17 protein-coding genes are annotated in these 24,197 nt (G+C 69.2%); 7 read left to right on the forward strand and 10 right to left on the reverse strand.

Annotation, left to right across the window (positions count from 1 at the left end; all coding sequences use genetic code 11):
* The first annotated feature begins 273 nt into the window (after positions 1-273).
* Together ABZV40_RS16205 and ABZV40_RS16210 are read left to right on the forward strand one after the other, a co-directional pair.
* Positions 274-4,683 carry an SdrD B-like domain-containing protein gene (locus tag ABZV40_RS16205; protein ID WP_355441181.1) on the forward strand — a complete coding sequence of 1,470 codons (4,410 nt, stop codon included), beginning with the start codon at positions 274-276 and terminating at the stop codon, positions 4,681-4,683.
* Positions 4,684-4,788: 105 nt separating this feature from the next.
* A complete protein-coding gene (locus ABZV40_RS16210) occupies positions 4,789-6,762 on the forward strand; it encodes a TIM-barrel domain-containing protein (protein WP_355441185.1) in 1,974 nt (657 codons plus the stop codon).
* 25 nt (positions 6,763-6,787) lie between these two features.
* Here ABZV40_RS16210 and ABZV40_RS16215 read toward each other — a convergent pair whose 3' ends face one another.
* The 3 genes from ABZV40_RS16215 to ABZV40_RS16225 form a co-directional block, all read right to left on the reverse strand.
* A complete protein-coding gene (locus ABZV40_RS16215) occupies positions 6,788-9,046 on the reverse strand; it encodes an alpha-L-fucosidase (RefSeq protein ID WP_355441188.1) in 2,259 nt (752 codons plus the stop codon).
* 293 nt (positions 9,047-9,339) lie between these two features.
* On the reverse strand, positions 9,340-10,911 hold the full coding sequence (locus ABZV40_RS16220; protein ID WP_355441191.1) for a ricin-type beta-trefoil lectin domain protein: 1,572 nt from the start codon (positions 10,909-10,911) through the stop codon (positions 9,340-9,342).
* 456 nt (positions 10,912-11,367) lie between these two features.
* Positions 11,368-12,702 carry a serine hydrolase domain-containing protein gene (locus ABZV40_RS16225; RefSeq protein ID WP_355441194.1) on the reverse strand — a complete coding sequence of 445 codons (1,335 nt, stop codon included), beginning with the start codon at positions 12,700-12,702 and terminating at the stop codon, positions 11,368-11,370.
* 318 nt (positions 12,703-13,020) lie between these two features.
* Here ABZV40_RS16225 and ABZV40_RS16230 point away from each other — a divergent pair, with 318 nt between their 5' ends.
* Positions 13,021-14,382 (forward strand): multicopper oxidase family protein, encoded by a 1,362-nt coding sequence (locus ABZV40_RS16230; protein WP_355441197.1) that lies wholly within the window; start codon positions 13,021-13,023, stop codon positions 14,380-14,382.
* A gap of 5 nt (positions 14,383-14,387) precedes the next feature.
* Here the strand turns inward: ABZV40_RS16230 and ABZV40_RS16235 are convergent, their stop codons facing one another.
* The 6 genes from ABZV40_RS16235 to ABZV40_RS16260 form a co-directional block, all read right to left on the reverse strand.
* Positions 14,388-15,338, reverse strand: a complete 951-nt coding sequence (locus ABZV40_RS16235; protein WP_355441200.1) for a M56 family metallopeptidase — start codon at positions 15,336-15,338, stop codon at positions 14,388-14,390.
* Positions 15,335-15,697 carry a BlaI/MecI/CopY family transcriptional regulator gene (locus tag ABZV40_RS16240; protein WP_355441202.1) on the reverse strand — a complete coding sequence of 121 codons (363 nt, stop codon included), beginning with the start codon at positions 15,695-15,697 and terminating at the stop codon, positions 15,335-15,337. Before ABZV40_RS16240 ends, ABZV40_RS16235 begins: the two co-directional genes overlap by 4 nt.
* Before the next feature lie 308 nt (positions 15,698-16,005).
* Positions 16,006-16,935 (reverse strand): M56 family metallopeptidase, encoded by a 930-nt coding sequence (locus tag ABZV40_RS16245; RefSeq protein WP_355441205.1) that lies wholly within the window; start codon positions 16,933-16,935, stop codon positions 16,006-16,008.
* On the reverse strand, positions 16,932-17,294 hold the full coding sequence (locus tag ABZV40_RS16250) for a BlaI/MecI/CopY family transcriptional regulator (RefSeq protein WP_355441208.1): 363 nt from the start codon (positions 17,292-17,294) through the stop codon (positions 16,932-16,934). The genes ABZV40_RS16245 and ABZV40_RS16250 overlap by 4 nt, the downstream gene beginning before the upstream one ends.
* A 114-nt stretch (positions 17,295-17,408) precedes the next feature.
* Positions 17,409-18,017 carry a DUF305 domain-containing protein gene (locus tag ABZV40_RS16255; RefSeq protein WP_355441210.1) on the reverse strand — a complete coding sequence of 203 codons (609 nt, stop codon included), beginning with the start codon at positions 18,015-18,017 and terminating at the stop codon, positions 17,409-17,411.
* Between the two features lie 55 nt (positions 18,018-18,072).
* Positions 18,073-18,447: a DUF6153 family protein gene (locus ABZV40_RS16260; protein ID WP_355441213.1), complete on the reverse strand. Its 375-nt coding sequence runs from the start codon at positions 18,445-18,447 to the stop codon at positions 18,073-18,075.
* Positions 18,448-18,614: 167 nt separating this feature from the next.
* Here ABZV40_RS16260 and ABZV40_RS16265 point away from each other — a divergent pair, with 167 nt between their 5' ends.
* From ABZV40_RS16265 to ABZV40_RS16280, 4 genes are all read left to right on the forward strand, one after another.
* Positions 18,615-19,583 (forward strand): NlpC/P60 family protein, encoded by a 969-nt coding sequence (locus ABZV40_RS16265; RefSeq protein ID WP_355441216.1) that lies wholly within the window; start codon positions 18,615-18,617, stop codon positions 19,581-19,583.
* A gap of 156 nt (positions 19,584-19,739) precedes the next feature.
* Positions 19,740-19,952, forward strand: coding sequence for a DUF2933 domain-containing protein (locus ABZV40_RS16270; RefSeq protein ID WP_355441219.1), 213 nt, complete (start codon positions 19,740-19,742; stop codon positions 19,950-19,952).
* 40 nt (positions 19,953-19,992) lie between these two features.
* The gene (locus ABZV40_RS16275) at positions 19,993-21,393 is read left to right on the forward strand and encodes a multicopper oxidase family protein (RefSeq protein WP_355441222.1); all 1,401 of its coding nucleotides are present in this window, start codon (positions 19,993-19,995) and stop codon (positions 21,391-21,393) included.
* Positions 21,390-23,657, forward strand: coding sequence for a heavy metal translocating P-type ATPase (locus ABZV40_RS16280; protein WP_355441225.1), 2,268 nt, complete (start codon positions 21,390-21,392; stop codon positions 23,655-23,657). Before ABZV40_RS16275 ends, ABZV40_RS16280 begins: the two co-directional genes overlap by 4 nt.
* 62 nt (positions 23,658-23,719) lie before the next feature.
* On the opposite strand, the gene ABZV40_RS16285 is transcribed toward ABZV40_RS16280, so the two are convergent.
* Complete coding sequence (locus ABZV40_RS16285; protein ID WP_355441228.1) at positions 23,720-24,175, reverse strand: NUDIX hydrolase; 456 nt, start codon at positions 24,173-24,175, stop codon at positions 23,720-23,722.
* Positions 24,176-24,197: the final 22 nt, after the last annotated feature.

Below are 24,197 nucleotides of genomic sequence, written 5' to 3' on the forward strand. Positions count from 1 at the left end.
GTGTTGGGACGTCAACGCGCGACGAAGTATCACCCTGTCCGCGAGTTTGGAGCAAGCTGAACTCCGCTTTCGGGGGCGGTTTCACGCACCGTGAGTTCGTTGCGCTCGCAACTTCCTCGAAAGGGTGGGTCCATACGCGACTGTCCACTGTAGATCGCTTTTCGTGTTTTCCCACCGGCGCGCGTTAGCGCTATCAAGCGATCTGTCATCACCCTCCTCGCCCATTAACGTGGCCAGGTCAATGTGATCAACACATCCGGTGGGAGTGTCCTGGTGAGAAGCGCAGTCGGCATAGCCGCCGTGGCTGCTCTCGTAGCCGCGTCGGCCGCAGTCGTACCGCCATCCGCGATCGCGGGTCCCGGCGACGGCTCGCTGACCGTCAAGGTCGTACGAGACATCAACGGCAACGGCACCTATGAGGCCGCCTTGGAGCTGGGTGTGGCGGGCGCGTCCGTGCTCGTCACCGATCCCGCGGGCAAGACCGCGACCGGAACCACGGACGCGGCGGGCAACGTCACGGTCGGTCTCGGCGCGGTGAGCGGCGGCAAGTACCGGGTGCAGGTGAACCCGCCGGCCGGCAGCGCGCTGCAGCCCGCTCCCGCCGGTGCCACGCTCGAGAGCAACACGATGTTCGTGGACGTCTCGGGCGGCAAGAACGTCACGGTCACCACCGGCCTGTGGAACCCGTCCGACTACTGCCAGGCGAACCCGACGCTCGTGACCGCCTGCCAGCGGGCGACGCGCAAGCAGGACGGCAGCAGCAACGTCAACAACGCGGCGCGTTCACTGGTGACCTTCCCGTTCACCGCCCGCGGTACCGCCGCGCCGGCGCAGATCGCGAACCAGGGCGCCACCGGCTCGGTGTACGGCATCGCGTACCGCAAGCAGGACAAGCGGATCTTCTCCGGCGCGTTCGCCAAGCGCCTCACCGACTACGGGCCCGGCAAGCAGGGCGGCATCTACGTCACGCCCGCGGGCGGTGGTGCGACGGCGCTGTTCACCACCGTGCCCAACGCGGGCGGCACCGCGCACAACCACGCGAGCAACTTCGACGGCGCCTTCGCCAACGTGGTCGGCAAGGAGTCACTGGGCGACATCGACATCTCCGAGGACGGCAGCGAGCTCTACGTCGTCAACCTGGCCGACCGCAAGCTCTACGTCTACGACGCCACGGTGGCGACGGCGAGCGCGCCGAAGGCCTCCTACGCGATCCCGTCGCCGTGCGCCAACGCGAACGACTGGCGGCCCGGCGCCCTCGGCGTCCGCGACGGTCTGCTGTACGTGGGTGGTGTCTGCTCCGGCGAGACGAGCCAGAACGCGGCCGACATGAAGGTCGTGGTGCGGACGTTCTCCGGCGGTGCGTTCGGTGCGCCGATCGTCAGCCAGCCGTTGAACTTCCTGCGCGGCACGGCGCTGTGGTTGGGCTCCGGTACGGACCACTGGCAGCCGTGGCAGACCACCTTCGCGCAGCCGGCCCCCAACGGCGGCCTGGTGACCCACCCCGAGCCGCTGCTGACCGACATCGGCGTCGAGTCGAAGGGCGATCTCGTCCTGGCGTTCCGCGACCGCTTCGGCGACCAGGGCGGCAAGAGCCTGTCCCCGGCGGACGGGTCGGCCGGGACGTTCGACACCGTCAGCGGTGGTGACCTGAACAGGGTCTGCCGTCAGGCCGACGGCAGCTACGCCTGGGAAGGCACCGGCGGCTGCCCCAACAACAACACCGGCGCCGGCGCCGACACCAACGAGAACTCCGCGGTGGTCGAGTACTACCCCGGTGAGTACTTCAGCAACGCCGACGGCAGCCCGCACCACGAGACCGCGCAGGGCGCGCTCACCGTGCTGTACAACGAGAGCCGGATGCCGGAGACGGTGATGGACCCCACCGCCATCAACACCGCCGGTGTCGGCTGGTTCGACCGGGCCAACGGCACCATGATGGCCGCCGGGTTCCCGAACTCCTACCAGATCAGCGACGTGAACACCGAGGGCTGGGGCAAGGCGAACGGTCTCGGTGATCTGGAGGCGTTGTGCGATCTGGCGCCGGTGCAGCTGGGCAACCGCGTGTGGTTCGACACGGATGCGGACGGTGTGCAGGACGGTGACGAGCCCGCGGTGGCGGGGGTGAAGGTGACGGCGACGCCGTGTGCCGGTGGTGCGGCGTTGCCGGTGAAGACGACGAACGCCAAGGGTGAGTACTACTTCGGTGCGGCGGACGGTCTGAAGCCGGAGACCTGCTACAACCTGGCCTTCGACTACAGCGGGGTGAACACGGCGGCCTTGCCGGGTGCGCCACCGCTCGCGGACATCAAGTGGACCGCGAAGGAAGCCGGTGCGGACCGCGTCGTCGACTCCAATGTGGACGCCGCGGGCAAGGCCCAGGTGACCACGGGCAAGGCGGGTACCGCCGACCACACGGTCGACGCGGGTATCAACGCGAAGGTCATCAACTCTCTCGGTGACTTCGTGTGGGTGGACACCAACCGCAACGGTGTGCAGGACGCGGGTGAGCCGGGTGTTGCCGGTGTGACGGTGAAGCTGAGCACCGGTGCCACGACCACGACGGACGCGCAGGGCAAGTACCTGTTCGGCGGCCTGCCGGACGGCACGTACAAGGTGTGTTTCGACGTGTCGTCGCTGCCCGCCCAGTACGCCGGTTACACGTTCACCGGCAGGGACCTGGGTGGTGACGACGCGAAGGACTCCGACGCCGATCCGGCCGACGGCTGCACTCCGGCCGCGACGCTGGGGGCTGCCAAGCGGGTGGACCTCACGCTGGACGCGGGCATTGTGCCGCCGAACGACAAGCTCGGTGACTTCGTGTGGGTGGACACCAACCGCAACGGTGTGCAGGACGCGGGCGAGGCTCCGGTTGCCGGTGTGACGGTGAAGCTGAGCACCGGTGCCACGACCACGACGGACGCGCAGGGCAAGTACCTGTTCGACAACCTGGCCGACGGCACGTACAAGGTGTGCTTCGGCCTCGCGAACCTGCCTGCCCCGTACCAGAGCTACCTGGTGACGAGGCCGGACGCGGGCGGGGACGACGCGAAGGACTCCGACGCGGGTGCGGACGGTTGCACGCCGGAGACGTCGCTGGGGTCCGCCAAGCGTGAGGACCTGACGCTGGATCTGGGTATCAGGCCACCGGACAAGCTCGGTGACCTGGTGTGGCGTGACGGCAACAAGAACGGCGTGCAGGACCCGGACGAGCCCGGTGTGCCCGGTGTGACGGTCAGGGTGGGCGGCAGGACGACGACCACCGACCAGAACGGCCGCTACGAGTTCCCGAACCTGCCCGACGGCACCTACACGGTGTGCTTCGACCTCGCGAACCTGCCCGCGGCCGTGAAGGACTACGTGCCGACGAAGCCCAACGCCGGTGGCGACGACGCGAAGGACTCCGACGCCGACCCGGCCACGGGCTGCACGCCGGAGACGACGCTGGGCGTGGACAAGCCGGAGGACCCGACGCTGGACCTGGGTCTGATCTCGCCGGTCAACCGTCTCGGTGACTACGTGTGGGTCGACGTGAACTCCGACGGTCTGCAGGACGCCACCGACATCCCGGTGCAGGGCGTGAAGGTCACGCTGTCCACCGGTGCGACCACGACCACGGACGCGCAGGGCAAGTACCTGTTCGACAACCTCCCGGACGGCACGTACACGGTGTGCTTCGACCTCGCGAACCTGCCCGCGGCGGTGAAGGACTACCTGGTCACCAAGCAGAACGCCGGTGGCGACGACGCGAAGGACTCCGACGCCGACCCGGCCACGGGGTGCACGCCGGAGACGACGCTGGGCACCGGGAAGCGGGTGGACCTGACGCTGGACATGGGTCTGGTCTCCCCGCCGGACAAGCTCGGTGACCTGGTGTGGCGTGACGACAACAAGAACGGCGTCCAGGACAACGGTGAGCCCGGTGTGCCTGATGTGCCGGTGACGTTGTCGACGGGGCAGACCACGAAGACCGACGCGAACGGCAAGTACCTGTTCGGTGATCTGCCTGATGGCAAGTACGCGGTGTGCTTCGGCCCGATGCCCGACGCGGTGAAGGACTTCCAGTTCACCACGCCGAACACCGGTGCCGACGACGCGAAGGACTCCGACGCCGACCCGGCGACCGGGTGCACGCCGCCGGTGACCGTCGGCGTGGGCAAGCGCGAGAACCTGACCCTCGACCTCGGCCTGGTGCCGCCGACCAACCGCGTCGGCGACTACGTCTGGTACGACAACAACTCCAACGGCGTGCAGGACACCGGCGAACCCGGTGTGCCCGGCCTGCCGGTGTTCCTGCAGGACGGCTCCGGCAAACCGGTGACCCAGACCAAGACCGACTCCGGCGGCAAGTACCTGTTCACCGACCTGCCCGACGGTGACTACAAGGTCTGCTTCAACGCCGATCCCCAGACCGGCCTGGTCGCGGGACGCAAGCTCACCACACCGAACGTCGGCGACGACGGCAAGGACTCCGACGCCGACCCGGCGACCGGATGCACCCACGTCGTCAAACTGGGCAAGGACAAACGCGTCGACCTCACCCTCGACGCGGGTCTGCTGCCCACACCGCCCGCACCGCCGCTGGCGTGGACCGGCGCGTCGGTGTGGGCCTGGCTGGCCGCGGGTCTGGCCATGGTGCTCGGTGGCGCGTTCCTGGTCCTGACGGGACGCCGCCGCAGGGCCTGAGTTGAGTGACGAGGGGAGCTTTCCTCCGCCCCGGAGGAAAGCTCCCCTCGTCGTCGGTCGTGAAGGCTTGACGTACGAGAGTCGAAACGCTTCGATTCCGATGACATGACCACGTTCCGGGAAGTGCCGCGCGGTATCGAGTGGCGGGACGGCCACCAGGTCGTCCTGGTCGAGGCGTGGGGTGAGAGCAGCGTCCGCGTCCGGGTGGGTCTGAACGGCGTGCGGGACGACGTGCGGGGCGCGTTGCTCGACCCGCCGGTCGACGTCACGGAGTGCGAGCTCGGTCCCGGCAAGGCGGTGCTGGTCAACGGGAACCTGCGGGTCGAGCTGGGCGACGGCGTCGTGCGGTTCGTCCGCGACGACACCGGCGAGGAGCTGCTCGCCGAGGAGCCGATCCACTTCTGGTGGCCGGGGCCGCGGTTGTTCACCTCGACCGGAAACGGTTACCACCGCGTCGAGCAGAACTTCCGCGCCTACGAGGGGGAACGCCTCTTCGGGCTCGGTCAGCACCAGCACGGCCTGCTCGACCAGAAGGGTTCCGTCGTCGAACTGGTGCAGCGCAACGCCGAGGTGAGCATTCCGCTGCTCGTGTCGAACCGCGGCTACGCCCTGCTCTGGAACTCGCCCGCGGTCGGCCGGGTGGAGCTGGGCCGCACCGCGACCCGCTGGGTGTCCGACAGCGCGCGGCAGATCGACTACTGGTTCAGCGCGGGCGAGCCGGCCGCGTTGCTGTCGCGCTATGCCGACGTGACCGGCCACGCACCGGAGTTCCCGGAGTGGGCGGCCGGGTTCTGGCAGAGCAAGCTGCGCTACCGGTCGCAGGAGGAGCTGCTGGAGGTGGCGCGCGAGTACCGGCGGCGCGAGCTGCCGCTGTCGGTGATCGTGTGCGACTTCTTCCACTGGACCCACCTGGGGGAGTGGCGGTTCGACCCCGAGGAGTGGCCGGACCCGGCTGCGGCCGTGCGGGAGCTCGACGGCCTCGGCGTGAAGCTGATGGTCTCCGTGTGGCCGTCGGTCAGCCCGTTGTCCGAGCACTACCGCACGATGCTGGAGCGCGGTCTGTTCATCGCGACCGAGCAGGGACCGCCGGTGCACGCCGACTGGCCGGACAAGGGCGTGGCCGCCGAGATCGGCGTCTCGTTCTACGACGCCACCAACCCCGAGGCCCGCGCGTTCGTCTGGCAGCAGGTGCGCGAGAACTACTACCGCCACGGCATCCGGGTCTGGTGGCTGGACGCGTGCGAGCCGGAGATCAGGCCGGGCACGTTCGCGAACCTGCTGACGCACGACGGACCCGGCCTGGAAGTGATCAACGCTTACCCCGCCGACCACGCCCGCGCCTTCTACGACGGCATGCGGCAGGAGGGCGAGACCGAGATCATCTCGCTGTGCCGCTCGGCGTGGGCGGGCAGCCAGCGCTACGGCGCCGCCCTGTGGTCCGGTGACATCGACTCGACGTTCGACGCGCTGGGCCGCCAGATCCGCGCCGGGCTGAACGTCGCGATGAGCGGCATCCCCTGGTGGACCACGGACATCGGCGGTTTCACCGGTGGCGACCCCGACTCGCCGGAGTTCCGCGAGCTCATGGTGCGGTGGTTCCAGTACGGCGCCTTCTGCCCGTTGTTCCGCCTGCACGGCACCCGCCTGCCCTGGATGCCGTTCACACCGGCGAAAACCGGTGGTCCCAACGAAGTCTGGTCGTACGGCGACGAGGCCTACGGGCACATCACCGCGATGCTGCGGCTGCGGGAGAGGCTGCGCCCGTACGTGCTGGCGCAGATGCGGGTCGCGAGCCGGAGCGGGATCCCGCCGATGCGGCCGCTGTTCGTCGACTTCCCGGACGACGAGAGCGCCTGGGAAGCCGACGACCAGTTCCTGTTCGGGCCGGACCTGCTCGTCGCGCCGGTGTACGCGTACGGCGCCAGGCAACGTCAGGTGCGGCTGCCGAGAGGTCCGCAGTGGACCGACGCGTGGACCGGGCAGGTGCACGAGGGCGGCCGAACGGTCACCGTCGAGGCGCCGCTCGGCCGCATCCCCGTGTTCCTGCGCGACGGCGCGGACCTTCCGGTCTCGGGGTGAGGTCGACGCGCTCTTCCGCTGTGGCTCAGGCGAGGAAGAACTGCCAGCGCAGGTTGGGACTGCCGTCATCGGTCCAGACCTTGAGCGGGGATCCCGAGCCGACGTTGCCGCCGCTGTCGAGCACCAGGCGGGTCACTCGGTTGGCGATCACGAAGGTGTTGCCTCCGGTGCTCGTGATCGACCACTGCTGTCCCGGCGCTCCGGTGTAGACGGACTGCACCGGGTTGCCGCCCTGTCGCGTGGCTTGCGTGCCGTCGATGACCAGGCCGTTGGTGTTGGTCAGCTTGACGGACCCGCTGTCCGCGTCCTCGACCCGGAACTGCAGGTTCGTGCTGCCGTCCGGGGTCCAGATCTTCAGCGGGCTGCCGGCGGCGACCGCGCCACCGCCGTCCACGGCCAGTCCGTTGGTCACGTTGATGATGCGGAACCAGCGGGCGGGGTCGAGCCGTACGCGTGCGGAGACGATCGCGTTGTCGGCCTTGCGGGAACAGAGATCGGGCGTTGGGCTCGTGATGCTGACCGGGGCGCCGGACAGGTTGTCGGCGGGGTGGCCGAGCAGTTCACAGCCTTCCGCGGGCAGGACCGAGGAGATGCTGCGCGGTGCGAGGCCCTTCTGCTGGAGCTGCGCCGCGGTGTAGGTGCCCACGGAGAGGTTCGTGCCGGTACCGCGGTAGTCGCGGTCTGCGAACACGGCGACCCCCGATTCCGGTGCGACCACGGGGATCCGGCCGGTGAAGGTGAGCTTGAGGACGTAGGCGTGCGCGTCGAACGGTTTCGTCTCCGGCAGTGCGACGTGCAACCCGGTGTCGTCCTGGCGGCAGGTGAGCGACGTCGCGTCGCCGAGCAGCTGCACGCGCTGGAGGCCGGCGAGGTCGGCGTGTTTCGCGGACAGCGTCGTGATGTTCAGCGTCGCGCCGGGCCAGGCCAGCACCGTGGCGTAGAGGACCCGCCCGGCCTTGTCGCGGGTGAACCGGATGTCCTTGGCGGTACCGACCTTGGGCGCCACGAACGAGCCGCCGCCCATCTTGGTCGGCCCCTCGCCGTAGACGTACCACGCGCGGGTGGAGTAGATCGACTCGCCGAACCGCCGCAGGTAGGTGCCGATGTCCGCGAGGACCGCGCGCTGCTCGTCGGGAATGACGCCTTCGAGCGTGGGAGAGATGTTGAGCAGCATGTTGCCGCCCTTGCTGACCCGGTCGATCAGCGAGTGGATCATCTGGGTGCTGGAGTAGTAGCCGATTCCTCTGGTGTAGCTCCAGCTGGAGCTGCTGATCGCGTCGTCGGTGAGCCAGTACGGCGTGACGATGTCCGCCGGTCCGCCGCGCTCGTAGTCCTCGACCTGACCGGAGTTGGTGAAGCCCTTGTCGAAGTGCTTGTAGGTCGCTACGACGTCCTTGCCCCACCTCTCGGCCTGGTTGTAGTAGTAGGCGAGGAACTCCAGCCGTTGCTGTTCACCAACCGCGCAGGGGCCGTCGTTGAAGCAGTAACCCGGTGAGTTCAGGGAGAAGTCCTGCCAGAGGATGTCGGGCTTGGCCCGGTCGACGACCTCCTTCAGCTTGGCCAGCCACAGCGCGTCCTCCTCGGCGCGCGGCAGCTGTCCGTAGAGCTTGCGCAGACTCGGGTCCGTGTGGCGCGGGGCGTAGTCGAAGAAGCCGTTGTAGTTGAACGCGTGGTGCATAGACACCAGCAGCTTGAGCCCTTGGGCGCGGACCGCCTTGGCGAACAGGTTCAGCAGGTCGAGCCGCGGTCCCCTCGTCACGGAGTTCCACTCGTTGACCCGGCTGTGCCACATCGAGTACCCGTCGTGGTGTTCCGCGACCGGGCCCGCGAACTTCGCGCCGGCGTCCTTGACGATCCTCGCCCATTCGTCCGGGTCGAACCTGCCGCCCCGCGACACGAGCCGGGGCGCGAACTGGACGTGGTTGCCCGCGCGGTCCACGCCTCCGTCGATGAACCGCTCGTAGCCCCACTCGGCGGGGTCGCCGTAGACCTCCTGGTGGTGGCCGTGCTCGCGGCTGTCCGGCCGGTACATGTCCCGGCCGTACCACTCGCTGCCGTACTCCGGCGTGGTGAAGGCGCCCCAGTGCCAGTAGACGCCGAACTTGGCGTCCTGGAACCACTCCGGGGCGGCAGGGTGGCGGTCGATCGACGGCCAGGTGGGGGTGTAGCGGTCACGTCGCGGGGCTGCGGCGACCGGGCCGGGCAGGGCCGACGCCGCGATGCCGGTCGCCGCGAGCAGACCGAACTCGCGCCGGGAGAGCGTGTTGTCAGCAGGGTGCGTCACCGAAGCTCCTGGGTGAGGGGAGAGGAGGCTGGGCAACCCGGAACCGTTGTGGCACAACAGGTCGGTACCGCGTCGCAGGGATCCGATCGACCACTGTGGACAGGGGGTGTGGGCGAATGCCGGGTCAATGTAGCGCCGCGGTTACCGGCAGTCAACGAGTTCTGTTAACGCTAACAAGCTGGCCTGTCGTTCTGCGGCTGGCGTCTTTGTCTTTGAAACGACTTGGACGTGAGCGTGAACATCGAGGCCGACGTGCTCGGGGCAGGTGTGCCCCACCCCGAGCACTCATGGGGTCAGACCTTGTTCCACTTCTGGTTGGTCTGGCCGTTGCAGTCCCAGATCACGACCTTGGCGCCGTTGGCGGTGCCGGTGGCGTCGAGGCACTTGGCGGCCCCGGCAGCCCGGACCGTGCCGTCGGTGTTGATGGTGAACTGCTGGTTGGTGCCGCCGTTGCAGTCCCAGATCTCCACCGCGGTGCCGTTGGCCGTGCCGGCACCGGTGACGTCGAGGCACTTGGTGTTGTTGTAGACGCGCAGCTCGCCGGAGGCGGTGCTGGTGAACGTCTGGTTGGCCTGGCCGTGGCAGTCCCAGATCTCGGCGAGGGTGCCGTTGGTCTGCGCGCCACCGGTGATGTCCAGGCACCGGTTGGACGCCGTACCGCGCAGGCCGAACGTCGACCCGCCGGGGTTGCCGCCGCCGCTGACCACGTACATCGCCGCGCCGTGTGCCGGGACGGAGGCGCTGATCGTGCCGCTGGTGCTGCTCGTGGTGTGCGCCCACAGGTCGCGCACCGAGTAGCTGCTCGCCGAGCCCAGGCCGATCTGCGACGCCGTGGTCGACACGGTCGCGGTGGAGGAGTTGCGGTTGAGCAGGACGACCGCGACCGAACCGTTGGCCATGGGCTTGGTCCACACCTCGGTGTTGCCGTTGTCCACGATCCGGTTGCCCTGGCGGCCTCCCCAGTCCTGGTTGACCGCGATGACCTCGGTGTTGGTCAGGATGGCCTTGGTGGCAGCGCTCATGGTGCGCAGGTCGTTGCCGGCGATCAGCGGCGCGTTGAGCAGCGCCCACAAGCTGAAGTGCGCCTGCGACTCCGTGTCGGTCAGGCCGTTGCCGACCTCCAGCATGTCCGGGTCGTTCCACGCTCCGGGGCGGGACGCGCCCGCCCAGCCGGGCTGGAGGTCCAGGATGCTCATCACCGAGTTCCAGTTCGCCTGGATGTCACCGGTGGTGCGCCAGGAGTTGCCGGTCGCCGCTCCCCACTGCAGGACGTTGTCGTTGCCCCAGTTGCAGATCGCGAAGAAGATCTGCCGACCGGTCTTCGCCAGCGCGTCGCGCATCGCGATGTAGCGGTCCTGGCCGCTGATGCCCCGGTGGTCGCCGCAGTTGTCGTACTTGAGGTAGTCGATCCCCCATGAGGCCCACAGGTTGGCGTCACGCTGCTCGTTGCCGAGGCTGGCCGGGAACCCGGCGCAGGTGGTGGTGCCGGCCGAGGAGTAGATGCCCAGCTTCAGGCCCTTGCCGTGGACGTAGTCGGCGACCGCCTTCATGCCGTCGGGGAACTTGGTTCGCGAGGGCACCAGGTTTCCGTTGCCGTCACGGGACATCTCCGACCAGCAGTCGTCGATGTTGACGTAGGTGTAGCCGGCGGCGGCCATACCGCTGCTGACCATCGCGTCAGCGGTCTGCCGGACCAGGCTGTCGGTGACGTTGCAGCCGAAGCTGTTCCAGTCGTTCCAGCCCAGCTGCGGGGTGCGGCCCAGACCGTTGTCGAGGGCCTGGGCCGGGGGCGCGAGCGACAGCACGACGGGTGCGACCGCGGCGACGAGCACTGCCGACAGCACTGTTCGCAGTGTTCTCTTCACAGGGATCTCCTTGCCGACTTGGCGGATGTCGGAGTAGCAGCGGACTTCCACAGCTTGCTTCGGTGCCTGCTGTTTTTTTCTGTTGGAAGTTGCTCGAATTTGTCATATGGATTGCCGGGGTGTCAACGGTGTGTCCATATCCCCGCACGGCTCGGAAACATCCGGCCCGCGAGCTGGTTTCCCGGATCGGCCGAAAGTCCTTGTAGGCGCTCTGGCTGTCGAGAAATTTGCGCTGGTCAAGCAGTATGACCGAGGCTGTATCGAGCCTCGGGGCGAGGTGTCGAACCCACCCCTGAACCGAGTGGCCCCGTCGAATACCGGAACCGCGATGTATCGCTCGCGAAGGGCCTTCGCCTCACCGCAAGGGTGCCCGTTCGGGCGTTCTTGCGGTGAGAGAAGCTCGTATTTCGCGAATATTTCTGTCGAATCTTGCCCGTTTTTGTTCGATCAGATGATCTAGCTTGCCCGCACGGCCACTCGACCGGTGTGCAGGTAGCGCGTGCGACCGTCCGGGGCGTTCTCGCCGAGCCGGATCACGGAGTGCTTGCCTTCCTCGGGTTTCACCATGATCAGCGCGTCGTCGTCCAACCGGACGAGCTCGCTGGGAGGACCGGTTTCGGTGCCGTCGGCCCACCTGCTCAGCCAGGCCCGGCGGCCGCCGGGCTCGACGGCAACGCGCAGTTCTGTCAGGAAGGTTCGATACGTGCCGGCGACTCGGTGACCGTCGACAGGCAGAGGCTCGGGTGGAGGCACGGGAAGCGCGGGCTGCGCGACGTCCGCCAGTTCGGCCAGCAGGTGGCCGAACACCTCCTCGTACATGGCGTAGATGTCACCGCCGTTGGTCAGCAGTGCGACCGCGACACCGGCTTCCGGTACCACCCTGAGCAAAGAGCGCTGTCCGTAGGTCCGGCCGCCGTGCGCGAGCACCAACCGCCCGCCGTAGTCCGGCAGACACCATCCCAGTCCCCAATGGCCGGACTGAGTCCCCAGGGAGGGAACCTGAATCTGCGGTTTCCTCATCACGTCGTAGTCGACGGTCGTCAGGTGCATCCGCGCGAACTCGAGCAGATCTCGCGTGTTCATCGCGAGCATGGCACCCGCGGGCGCCGTAGAGGCGGGCATCGCCCAGGTCGGCACGGGGCAAGTGGTGCCGTCCGCAGACCGCGTGTGACCGACAGCGGCCTCCATCAGGATCGCCTCGTCGGCACAGGTCGCGACCTCGGCGAGGCCGAGCGGGCTGACGATCCGTTCGCGCAGCACGTCATGAAAGGCCTTGTCGCGCAACACTTCCAGCAGTCGCCCGAGCACCACGTAGCCGCTGTTGCAGTAGGAGAAGAGGGAGCCGGGTGGGAACGACTGCGGACAGTCGCGCAACAACCGGACGTACTTCTCGACGGCGTCGGAGTCGCGGCCCGTGTCGGTGAACAGATCTCCCTCGAAACCTCCGGTGTGGCACAGCAACTGCCGCACGGTCACCGTCTCCGCGGCGCGTTCGTCGGCGAGGGTGAAATCGGGCAGGTGATCCCGCACCGGCTGATCGAGCTCGGCCAGCCCCTCGTGAACGAGCTGCAGCACCAGCGTCGCGGTCAGCACCTTGGTGATCGATCCGAGCTGGAACACGGAGTTCGTCGTGGCGGGAACACCCGTCGCCACGTTGAGCACGCCGGCCGCCACGTCGGTGATCTCCCCGTCCACCAGTACGGCCAGCTGCGCACCGGGCACGCCGTGCCGCCGGATCAGGCCGGGCAGGGCAGCGCTCATCCAGTCGGCCGCGGCTTCCACTCGGCTCACGCGTCCCCCAGGTCGATCGACGATCCGATCACTCGATCGTAGTGAGTTCCGCTGGTGCCGGCGTTGGTGTGCGAGCATCCGCAGATCACCTCGGTCATGGTTCGAGCATCGTCCCGCTTGAGCGACTTGCCGCATGATCTACTATCAGCAATAGTAGATATGGACGGGATGGTAATGGTCACTGCAGACAGTCGCGGTCCGATCGGACGCCGAGGCTTCCTCCGGTTCGGCGTCGGCCTCGCCGCCACGGCCGGGTTGGCGGCGTGTGCGTCGGGTGCGGATCGGACCGGTCGGCGCATCGTGCCTGGATCGCCACGGGTGGCGGAGGTGGAGCGGGCGCGCCGGCTTGCGGGCGCCCGCAGCACGTCGGTCGCCCTCAACGCGGTCACCGCCCAGGTGGACCTCGGTGGCGTCCAAGCGCACACGTGGACGTACGGCGGTCAGTTGCCGGGCCGGGAGATCCGGGTCCGGCGGGGCGAGATCCTGAAGGTGGAGCTGAAGAACCAGCTCGCGGAGCCGACGAGCGTGCACTGGCACGGCATCGCGCTGCGCAACGACATGGACGGCGTTCCCGGGCTCACCCAGGGCGGCATCGCTGCCGGGGCCTCGTTCACCTACGAGTTCGTGGTGCCCGATGCGGGCACCTACTTCTTCCACCCGCATTCGGGAGTGCAGCTCGACCGGGGGCTGTACGCGCCGCTCATCGTCGAGGACCCCGACGACGGCGCGGACTACGACACGGAGCTGGTGATCGTGCTCGACGACTGGCTCGACGGCGTCGACCGCACCCCGGACGCCGTGTTCGAGGAGCTGAAGAAGAACGGCATGGGCGGGATGCCGGGCATGACGATGACGATGCCGAAGTCGGAGCTGCTCGGCGGCGACGCGGGTGACGTCAGCTATCCGCACGTCCTGGCCAACGGGCGGACCTTCCGCGACCCGCAGGCCGTCGACGTGCGGGCGGGACAGCGCGTGCGGCTCCGGCTGATCAACGCCGCGGCGGACACCGCGTTCCGGGTCGGTGTCCCCGGCGCCGGGCTCAGGGTGACCCACACCGACGGCTTTCCGGTGCAGGCGCGGGAGGCGGACGTCGTCCTCATCGGCATGGGGGAGCGACTCGACGCGGTGGTGACGATGCCCGCCGGCTCCGTTCCGGTGCTCGCCGTGGCGGAGGGGCGCGACCAGTACGCCGGGGTGGTGCTGCGCAACCCCGATGCGCGGGCGGTCTCGGTGGACGACGGCATCGTGAAGCAGCTGATGGCGTTGCCCGTCCTCATGCCGACGTCGCTCCGCGCGGCGGAACGGGCGGCGCTGCCGGTCAAGGATCCTGACGTGGTGCACGACCTCGTCCTGGAAGGGCCTGGCGACAAGTACACGTGGACGATCAACGGCAAGGTCTACGACCCGGACGACGGCCTGCCGGTCCGCGAAGGGCAGCAGGTCCGCCTGAAGTTCGACAACAGGTCGCAGATGTTCCACCCGATGCACCTGCACGGACACACGTTCCAGGTGCGAACCGACGCCAACTCCGGGCCGCGCAAGGACACCGTGCTGGTGTTGCCGGGCCGTTCGGTCGAAGTGGACTTCCACGCCGACAACCCCGGTCAGTGGCTGACCCACTGCCACAACGTCTACCACGGAGAAGCGGGCATGATGAGCCTTGTGTCCTATGTGGAGTGACGGGCTCACGTGAGGATGGGGCAGTACCAAGCCGAAGTGACGGCGAACAGCCCGATGCCCACCACGCCGGGCACTGCCTGTGCGGCCACCACCGTGGCCACCAAAGCGCCCGCGCGCAACCACGGCCTGGGGCGGGACGCACGTGCCAGCCTGCTGAGCCGAAGCTCGACGCCGTTGTCCGCCATGCCGAGCGCACCGGCGGGTGATCCGCCGGTCGCCACGCGCAGCAGGGCCGAGCGCACCGTCTCCGCCCCGTGGGCAGCGGCCGCGGCCGAGTCGGCGGCCATCTCGACGAGCACGCGGATGGCCGCCGGGGCCTGGCGCATCAGCGGCACGAACGGCATCGCCGACGCCGCCGCGTCGGCGATGCCGGTCAACGCGTGGTGACGGCCGCGGAGATGGGCCCGTTCGTGTGCGAGCACGGCCGCGACCTGGTCGTCGGACAGGTGACCGGTGAGGCCGGTGGTGGCCACGATGAACGACGGCCGCCCGGCGACGCTGTAGGCCAGCGGCTGGTCGTGGTCGAGCCACATGAGCGGTTCGTCGCCGGAGGGCCGCCGTGCGGCGAGCCGAAGCAGGCTCAGCTGCCTTCCGTGCAGCTTCATCGCCTCCGACCGCCGCCGGAACGCCGCCGAACCGAACCTGGCCAGCGCGCCGGCGACCAGCAGCGCGCCGAACGTGCCCAGCACGTCGTCGAGCGCGGGAACGCTGCCGTGGGTCATGGCCGACCAGCACTCGTGCACCCGGTCGAGCAGCCATCGTGCCGGTCCGTGGCCCGGAACGAGGAGCAGCACGACCCCGCTGACTGCCGTGAGCACCACGCTCACACCGGTCGCGAACCACCAGGCGAGCGCCACGGACGGCGCGACCTGGCTGGTGGTCAGGCGGTTCAGCACAGGTGGTGCGGTGAAACCCACGATCGCCGCGCCCGCCAGGAGCGCGAAGGCGAGGATCACCGGTCCGTCGCCGTGTCGTCGAGGGCGCGGCGCAGCACCTCGGACTCGCGGGGCGAGACGGACCGCGCGAACCTCAGCAGCACCGACTCCGGATCCTTCGCGCTGTCCAGCAGTTCGCGCAACGCGTCGGCCACCGCGTCCTCCCGGTTGCGCGTGGCGACGTAGCGGTACGCCCGGCCGTCCAGTTCCCTGGAGACCCAGCCCTTGCGGTGCAGGTTGTCCAGGACCGTCATGACCGTCGTGTAGGCGAGCCGGCGCTCGGTGCCGAGCACGCCCAGCACATCGCGAACCCGCTGTGGGCTCGGATCGCGCCACAGCACTTCCATCACGGCTGTCTCCAGCTCGCCCAGTCCCCGCATCGCACGCCTCCGTCACCGGACGGCGCTGGTCATCTTCTGCCCCTCGCCGCCCACATGGTACTAGGCGTGATAGTAGGTTCTGGCGGCGTCTGCAAGTACCGCCAACTCGACATCAACAGGCACTTTCCCGCTACCAACAGGTCCCTCGGCCTCCTGTGGACGCGAGCGTGGTTGGGCAGACGGCTCACAGATTGCGTGCGATTGGGGCGTGCAGGTCAGCAACACGCTGACTTCGGGTTTTGCCGACGCCGATAGGTAGCCGCACATCCGAGGCGCACCCACCGTCGAGGCGGGCTTCGGCACGGGCCCTAGCCGGACGGGCAGGCCAGCAGCATCAGCGCCGTCAACGCGACGGCGGCCGCGACGGCGGGCAGAACCATGGCCGCGGCGCCCACGAGGCCGCACGACAACAGTCGCCGAACCGTGCTCGGGGCACTGTGCCGCTGCAGGCGCGCCAGCCTCGTCTCCACCGCGTCCCTGCTCATCGCCAGCGCCGCGCCAGGCGCACCGTGCCCGGCCACCCGCAGCAACGCGGCTCGCACGTTCTCCGCGCCGTGTGCGCGCACAGCGGCGGTGTCGGCCGCCATCTCGACGAGCTCCCGGACCGCGACCGCCGCGCGCTTGAACAGCGGCAGGAACGGCAGCGTGGCCGCGACGACGTCGCCGATGGTCACCAGGAGGTGGTGGTGCCCCTTGAGGTGTGCCCGCTCGTGGGTCAGCACGGCCTCGACCTGGGCCGGGGTCAGGTGGCGGTGCAGGCCGTCCGTGGCGACGACCACGCCGGGCCTGCCCGCGAGGCTGAAGGCCAGCGGACGGTCGTGCTCCAGCCAGAGCGTCGGGTGAGGGCCGGCTTCGCGGCGTGCCGCGATCCGCAGGACGTCCAGATGCCGCCGGCCCTCCTGCGCGCGCCGACGCGCGGTGCGGCGGCCCACGACGGCGACGCGGACGAGCAGGGCGGTGAGCAGAGCGGCACCCGTCAGACCGCCGGCCGCCTCGACCGCCGGGGCCGTGCCGTGCTGCACCGAGTGCCAGCAGTGGTGCACCGCCTCCACCACTCCGAGCCCGTGGTCGGGGAGGATCAGCAGGAAGATGGCGCCGGCCACCGTGGCGATCACGGCGACGACGGAGGTCAGCCACGCGACCAGCGCCACCACGGGATCCGCGAGCCGCACCAGCCGGCGTGGTGCCAGCCAGCCGACCAGGGCGGACCCCAGGAACAGCGCCAGGGCCACGGTCATTTCCGCGAGCCCTTCCTCCGCAACGCTTTGCGCAGCAGGTCGGACTCCTCTTCCGAGGCCGTCCGGGCGAAGTGCAGGAGGGCGGCCTGCGGGTCACCGGAGGCGCTGAGGACCTCGCGCACGGCGTTCGCCGCGGCCTCGGCACGGGTCACCGTCGCCTCGTACAGGTAGGCCTTGCCGTCCAGCTCCCGGGTCAGCCAGTTCTTGCGGTGCAGGTTGTCCATCACCGTCATCACGGTGGTGTAGGCGAGAGCCTTGCCGGTGTCCAGGCGTTCGAGCACCTGCCGCACCCGCAGTGGCTCGCCGGCGTGCCACAGCACGTCCATCACCGCTGCTTCCAGTTCACCCAGTCCGCGCATCGCCCACCCTTTCAGCAGGTCAAGGGTACGTGATGGGCGTCATCGGCCTGCCGGGCGACATGGCGGCCGGGTGGGCGTCCTGGTCGGTCGCCCACCCGGCCGCCGCTCACCGGGTCAGACCGCCTTCAGCAGGCCCTGCATCTCGGTGATCTCCTTCTGCTGGGCGTCGATGATGTCCTGGGCCAGCTTCTTGGCGTCGGCACTGCTGCCCTTCTGCAGCTCGGTCTTCGCCATCGCGACCGCACCCTCGTGGTGCTTGATCATCATGTCGAGCCACATCTTGTCGAACGCCGCGCCCTTGGACTGGTCGAGCATCTTCATGTCCTCGGCGCTCATCATGCCCGACATGCCCGGCATCGAGCCGTGGTCCATCCCCGGCATCGAGGTGGACGCGCCCCACTGCTCGAGCCACCCGTTCATCTTCTTGATCTCGGGATCCTGCGCGCCCTCGATCCGCTTGGCGAGGTCGAGCACCTTCGCGTTGGTGCTGCGCGACGGCACGAGCTTCGCCATGTCCAGCGCCTGCTGGTGGTGCGGCACCATGCCCTGCGCGAACGCCACGTCGTCGGCGCTGTTGCCCGCTGCCTTGGCGCTGCCCGTCGCCGCGGGAGCGGTGGGAGACGAGCTGTGGTCCATGGCGGCGGTGTCCTTCCCGCCGCATCCGGCGACGAGTGCGACGACAGCGGCCCCGGCGGCGGCGATCCCGATCAAGGACTTCTTCATGCTCGATGTTCCTTCTCTGTGCTTTGTGGACTGTGATCGCGTGGAACCGGGCGGATCACAACCGCAACACGCAGAGGGAGCTGAGCAACGCACGGCCGCCGACGGGTGGTGGGTGGTCGGGTGCGCGTGACCACGCCGACGATCCCGGGGCTCTGCCGGTGCGCTGAGACGTCGTGCGAACCAGCAACCAGGCCAGCAGGAGCAGGGACACGACCGCGCAGAGCACCGCGACGCACAGATGCAGCATGTCGTGCTCGGGGGAGGGTGCGGGCTCCTCGGGTGAATGCTCGTGCTGGGCGGTCACCTGCGTCATGCCGTGGCCGGTGGCCATCTCGCCGCTCATGGCGACGTGATGCATGCCGACCACGCCCAGCAACAGTGCGCACAGCAGCAGCCACTGCGTGACTGCGCGACGCGTGCTGCCGGTCATGCAACTACCGTACCTAGTAGGTTCCATCACCGCGTTCTACGGGTGCGCGACCCGGATCGGTTCAATCCGGTGATCTACTAAGCATCATAGTAGACAGCCGTGGTGATGTTCCCGTAGCTTGCGCCGGCGTGATGTCCCAGCGAAGCAGGCGTGGTTTTCGAGGTGCGGTGGCGGCTGCCACGGCTCTGGCGCTCGCGGGCACGGCCGCGGGGCCGGCCGGAGCGCAGCCGGTGGCTGATCCGGTCAAGCAGTACGAGGAGCTGAGCGGGCAGGCGGAGAAGCTCAACGACGACGTCCTCAAGGCGCAGGAGGACCTCAACGCCGAACAGGGCGAGCTCGATCAGGCCACCGCGGAGCTGAACCAGGCCCGGCAGGCCGAGGAGCAGTTGCGCGGCCGGGTCGACGTGCTGACCGAGTCGGCGTTCCGGGGTGCGCGGTTCGACCAGCTGTCCGCGCTGCTCGTCAGCGACTCCCAGCAGGACTTCCTCAACCGGATGTCCGCGCTGCGCGTCCTGGCCGCCGACAACGCCGAGGCGCTCGGCACGCTGGCGGCGGCCGTGGCGAAGGCGGACGACGCGCGGCAGCGCGCGCAGCGGGCCACGAACGAGGCCGCCAAGCACGCGGACGAGCTCAAGCAGCGCAAATCCGATCTGGACGGTCGCGTCGGAGAGCTCCGCAAGGTGGTGAACAGCCTCACTTCGGCGCAGAAGTCGTCGCTGGGCATGGGGCGGGTCAAGGACGCCGGCACCTACCTCGGGCCGCCGGGAGCGGCGAACACGGCGCTGCAGGCAGCGCTGTCGAAGCGAGGCTCGCAGTACCAGTGGGGCGGCAACGGGCCGAACGCGTTCGACTGCTCCGGCCTGACGAAGTGGGCGTACGCCGCTGCGGGCATCACGCTCCCGCGCGTGGCGGTCGACCAGTACCGCGTGGGCAGGCCGGTGGCGCAGAACGAGCTGCAGCCCGGTGACCTGGTGTTCTACGACGACGGCACCGGCAATCCCGCGGCGGTTCACCACGTGGCGATGTACGTGGGGGAAGGCAAGGTGGTGGACGCGCCCACCGAAGGCCAGCTCGTGGACGTACGCGCGATCCGCGGTGACGGTCACTACATCGGCGCACGTCGAATCGTCGGCTGATCGGTAGAAATCTCCTATGTGAGGTCGTAGGTTTTGGTAGGGACCTAGTCCCGTTCAGGACGGGGACCTTCGGATTTCGGCCGCGGCGACGAGCTGCCCTGCCGACCCGGTTCGCGGACGGTGATGCTCGTAGCAGTCGAAGATGAGGAGGACGCCGTGAAGCGCAAGCAGCCGGGGCTGTACGCGATCGCCCTGGCGGTCCTGATCGTCGGTCTCGCCTTCGCCGGAGTGCCCCTCCAGACAGTGCTGTTCGGTCTGTTGGTGCTGGCCTGTCCACTCGTGATGATGTTCATGATGGGCGGCCACGGCGGCCATGGTGGATCGGACCAGGAGCGCCACGACCAACACCGCACCACCGGTGGGTCGTGATGGCCGATGCCGGTCACGGGGTGTTCCGGAAGGCGACCGCATGAGCCCCTTCACCCGCCGGGCCTTCCTGAGCGCGACCGTGCTCGCCGTCGCCGGGTGCTCCACCGCCGAGAACCCGCTGGTCCTGCCGACCGATCCGCTGGTGAACCGGGCTGAGGCGGCCCGCGGGGGCACCGGTCGCACCCGTGCGGTCACGCTGACCGCCACTGAAGGCCAGGTGGACCTGGGCGGCCCGGTGGTGCACACCTGGAGCTACGACGGGGTGCTGCCCGGCCGGGAGATCCGCGTCGGCGCCGGCGACCTGATCGAGGCGAGAGTGGTGAACCGGCTGCCCGCGGACACGTCGGTGCACTGGCACGGGCTGACGTTGCGCAACGACATGGACGGCGTGCCCGCCCTCACCCAGGCCGCGATCAGGCCGGGGGAGGACTTCACCTACCGGTTCGTCGCGCCGGCTCCCGGCACGCACTGGATCCACCCGCACACCGGCACGCAGCTCGACCGCGGCCTGTACGCCCCGCTGATCGTGGAGGACCCGGCCGAACCGGGTGCGTACGACGCCGAGTGGGTGGTCGTGCTGGACGACTGGCTCGACGGCACCGGCACCGACCCGGACGAGGTGCTCGCCGGCCTGCGCAGGCGCGGTGGCCACATGATGCACGGCGCGGCCGCGCTCGGCGGCGACGTCGCTCATCCGCACCACCTGATCAACGGCCGCATCGCGTCCGCACCCGTCACCTTCGCCGCGAAACCCGGGCAACGTGCCCGGATGCGGCTCATCAACGCCGGCGCCGACACCGCCTACCGCGTCGCGTTGGGCGGACACCGCATGACGGTCACGCACACCGACGGTGCCCCCGTCGTTCCGGTGGACACCGACGCCCTGGTCATCGGCATGGGCGAGCGCTACGACGTGCTGGTCACGCTGGCCGATGGCGTTTTTCCGCTCGTGGCCGTAGCGGAGGGCAAGACCGGCGCCGGTCTCGCGGTCGTGCGCACCGGTGCCGGTACCCCGCCGGGGCCTGACGTGCGCCCGGACGAACTGCGCGGCAAGGTCGTGGGACACGACGAGCTCAAGGCAACCGCACCGCTGCCGTCGCGGCAGCTGGACGTGGTGCACCGGCTGGAGCTGACCGGGGGGATGATGAACTACGAGTGGGGCGTCAACGGCCGCTCGGACGGTCTGCAGAGAGTCCGAAGTGGACAACGCGTGCGGCTGGAGTTCAGGAACGCCACGATGATGTGGCACCCCATGCACCTGCACGGCCACACCTTCCAGCTCAACGGCCCGCGCAAGGACACCGTGATCGTGCTGCCCGGTCAGACGGTGGCGTGCGAGTTCGACGCGGACAACCCCGGCCAGTGGATGGTCCACTGCCACAACGCCTACCACGCCGAAGCGGGCATGATGTCCGTGCTCGGCTATGAGGAGCAGCGATGAACTCCGTGGTGCTGGACGTCAGCGGGTTGCACTACGCCACTGAGCAGAACGTCGTCAACGCCAGGCTCGGCAGGCAACCCGGCGTGCACCACGTCGAGGTCAACCCGACGGCGCAGACCGCGACCGTGCACTTCGACCCGGACACGACCTCCGTGGCCCAGCTCCGCCAGTGGGTGATCGACTGCGGCTACCACTGCGCCGGCCAGTCGGTCCCCAGCCACATCTGCGATCCCACCGCGGAACCCGGAGCCGAGCACTCGCCGCACGAGATGATGGGCCACGGTGGTCACGCGGGCATGTCGATGGCCGCGATGGTCGCCGACATGCGCAACCGCTTCCTCGTGGCCGTGCTGTTCTCGATCCCGATCGTGCTGTGGTCGCCGATCGGCACCGAGGTGTTCGGACTGCACCTCTCCACGCCGTTCGGACTGCGCGCGGACGTGTGGTCGCTGCTGCTGAGCCTGCCGGTGATCTTCTACTCGTGCTGGATCTTCTTCGACGGCGCCTGGCGGGCGTTGCGGGCCAGGACGCTCGACATGATGGTGCTGGTGGCCGTCGCGGTCGGCGCGGGCTGGTTGTACTCCGCCGCGATCACGCTGACCGGTGGGGGAGAGGTCTTCTACGAGGCCGCGACCGTGCTCGCCGCGTTCGTCCTGCTGGGACACTGGTTCGAGATGCGGGCGAGGGGCGGCGCGAACGACGCGATCCGCGCGCTGCTCGACCTCGCGCCACCGAAGGCGGTCGTGCTGCGCGACGGCGAACCCGTCGAGGTGCCCACCGCGGAGGTGGCCGCGGGCGATCTGCTCCTGGTGCGGCCGGGCGCGAAGATCGCGGTGGACGGCGTCGTCGAGGAAGGCGAGTCCGAGGTCGACGAGTCGATGGTCACCGGTGAGAGCCTGCCCGTGCACAAGGCTCCTGGCTCGGTCGTCGTCGGCGCCACGATCAACGCCAACGGCACCCTGCGGGTCAGGGCCACCAAGGTCGGCTCCGACACCGCGCTCGCGCAGATCGTCAAACTCGTGCAGGAGGCCCAGAACTCCAAGGCACCCGGCCAGCGACTCGCGGACCGGGCGGCGTTCTGGCTCGTGCTCGTCGCACTCGTCGGCGGAGGCCTCACCCTCGCGGCCTGGTTGCTGTCCGGCGCCTCTTTCGCGACGGCCATGCTGTTCGCCATCACGGTCGTGGTGATCACCTGCCCCGACGCGCTCGGCCTCGCCACCCCGACCGCGATCATGGTCGGCACCGGCCTCGGCGCGAAACGCGGCGTGTTGTTCAAGAACGCCATGGCGCTCGAGACCTCCGCCCGCGTCGAGGTCGTGGTGATGGACAAGACCGGCACGCTGACCAAGGGCGAGCCGGAGGTCACCGACGTGATCACCGACGGCTTCGCCGAGGACGAGCTGCTGCGCCTGGTCGCCGCCGTCGAACGCGAGTCCGAGCACCCGCTCGCCGAAGCCGTCGTCCGCCGCGCCGGAGACCTCGACGGACTGCGCGCGGCACGGTTCGAGAACGTCCCAGGCCATGGCGCGATCGCGGAGGTCGGCGGCCGGCGCGTGGTCGTCGGCAACCTGCGGCTCCTCGAGCAGGAAGGCGTCGAGCTCGGCCCGCTGGCGAGCCGCCGCGACGAGCTCGCCGCCACCGGCCGCACCGCGGTGCTGGCCGCCGTCGACGGCGTGGCCGCCGCGGTGATCGGCATCGCCGACGCGCCAAGGGAAACCTCGGTCGCCGCGGTGAAGGCGCTGCACGACCTCGGTGTCGAGGTCGTGATGCTGACCGGCGACAACCAGGCCACCGCCGAACGCATCGCCGCGCGGCTGGGCATCGACACCGTGATCGCCGAGGTGCTGCCGGGCGACAAGGCGGCGAAGGTGGCCGAACTGCAGTCCGGCGGCCGCCGCGTCGCCATGGTCGGCGACGGCGTCAACGACGCACCCGCACTGGCCCAGGCCGATCTCGGCATCGCCATCGGAGCCGGAACCGACGTGGCCATCGAGACCGCCGACGTGGTGCTGATGCGCTCCGACCCGCTCGACGTCCCGATCGCACTGCGCATCGGCCGCGGCACCCTGCGCAAGATGCGGCAGAACCTCGGCTGGGCGATCGGCTACAACACCATCGCGCTGCCGATCGCGGCCGGGGTGTTCGAACCGGCGTTCGGGCTCGTGCTCCGGCCCGAGATCGCCGCTCTGTCGATGTCCGGGTCGAGCGTCATCGTCGCTCTCAACGCACTCGCCCTCAAGCGACTGCGACTGCCGGCCAGCTGAGCACGTCGTCCCCTGTCGTGAGGCCGGTGGGATGACCGCGCCGTCCAGAACTTCCCTGTCGATCACGCGGTCGACGGCTGATCCGGCACCCTGTTCCTCAGCGTGAGAAGGAGATAGGCGGAGGCCGTCGGACCGTCCGTGATCGTGCCGTCGAGCAACATCTGCTCCACCTGCGCTCGCGAGAACCACTGCTGGCGCATGTCCTGCTCGGTTGCCTCTCGGTGTGGCTCGCCCGGTGTGAGCTCCGTGGCGAGGAAGATGTGAAATCCTTCGCCCGTGGTGCTGTTCGCGCAGTGCAGATAGCCGAGCTCGTCCAGCCGACCGGCCGTGAACCCGGTCTCCTCGGCCAGTTCGACTGCCGCCGCCTCCACCGGTGTACCGGTGTGACCCGCGGGCAGGGAGCCAGACGGAAACTCCCACGACCGGCGCCCGATGGGGTAGCGGTACTGCTCGACGAGGTGAAACCCGTTGTTCTCCAACGGGATGACGACGGCGAAGTCAGGTTTGTCGACATCCACTGGTTCCGGTAGACGACCCTCG

It is taken from the genome of Lentzea sp. NPDC004782 (assembly GCF_040609115.1).
GTDB lineage: Bacteria > Actinomycetota > Actinomycetes > Mycobacteriales > Pseudonocardiaceae > Lentzea.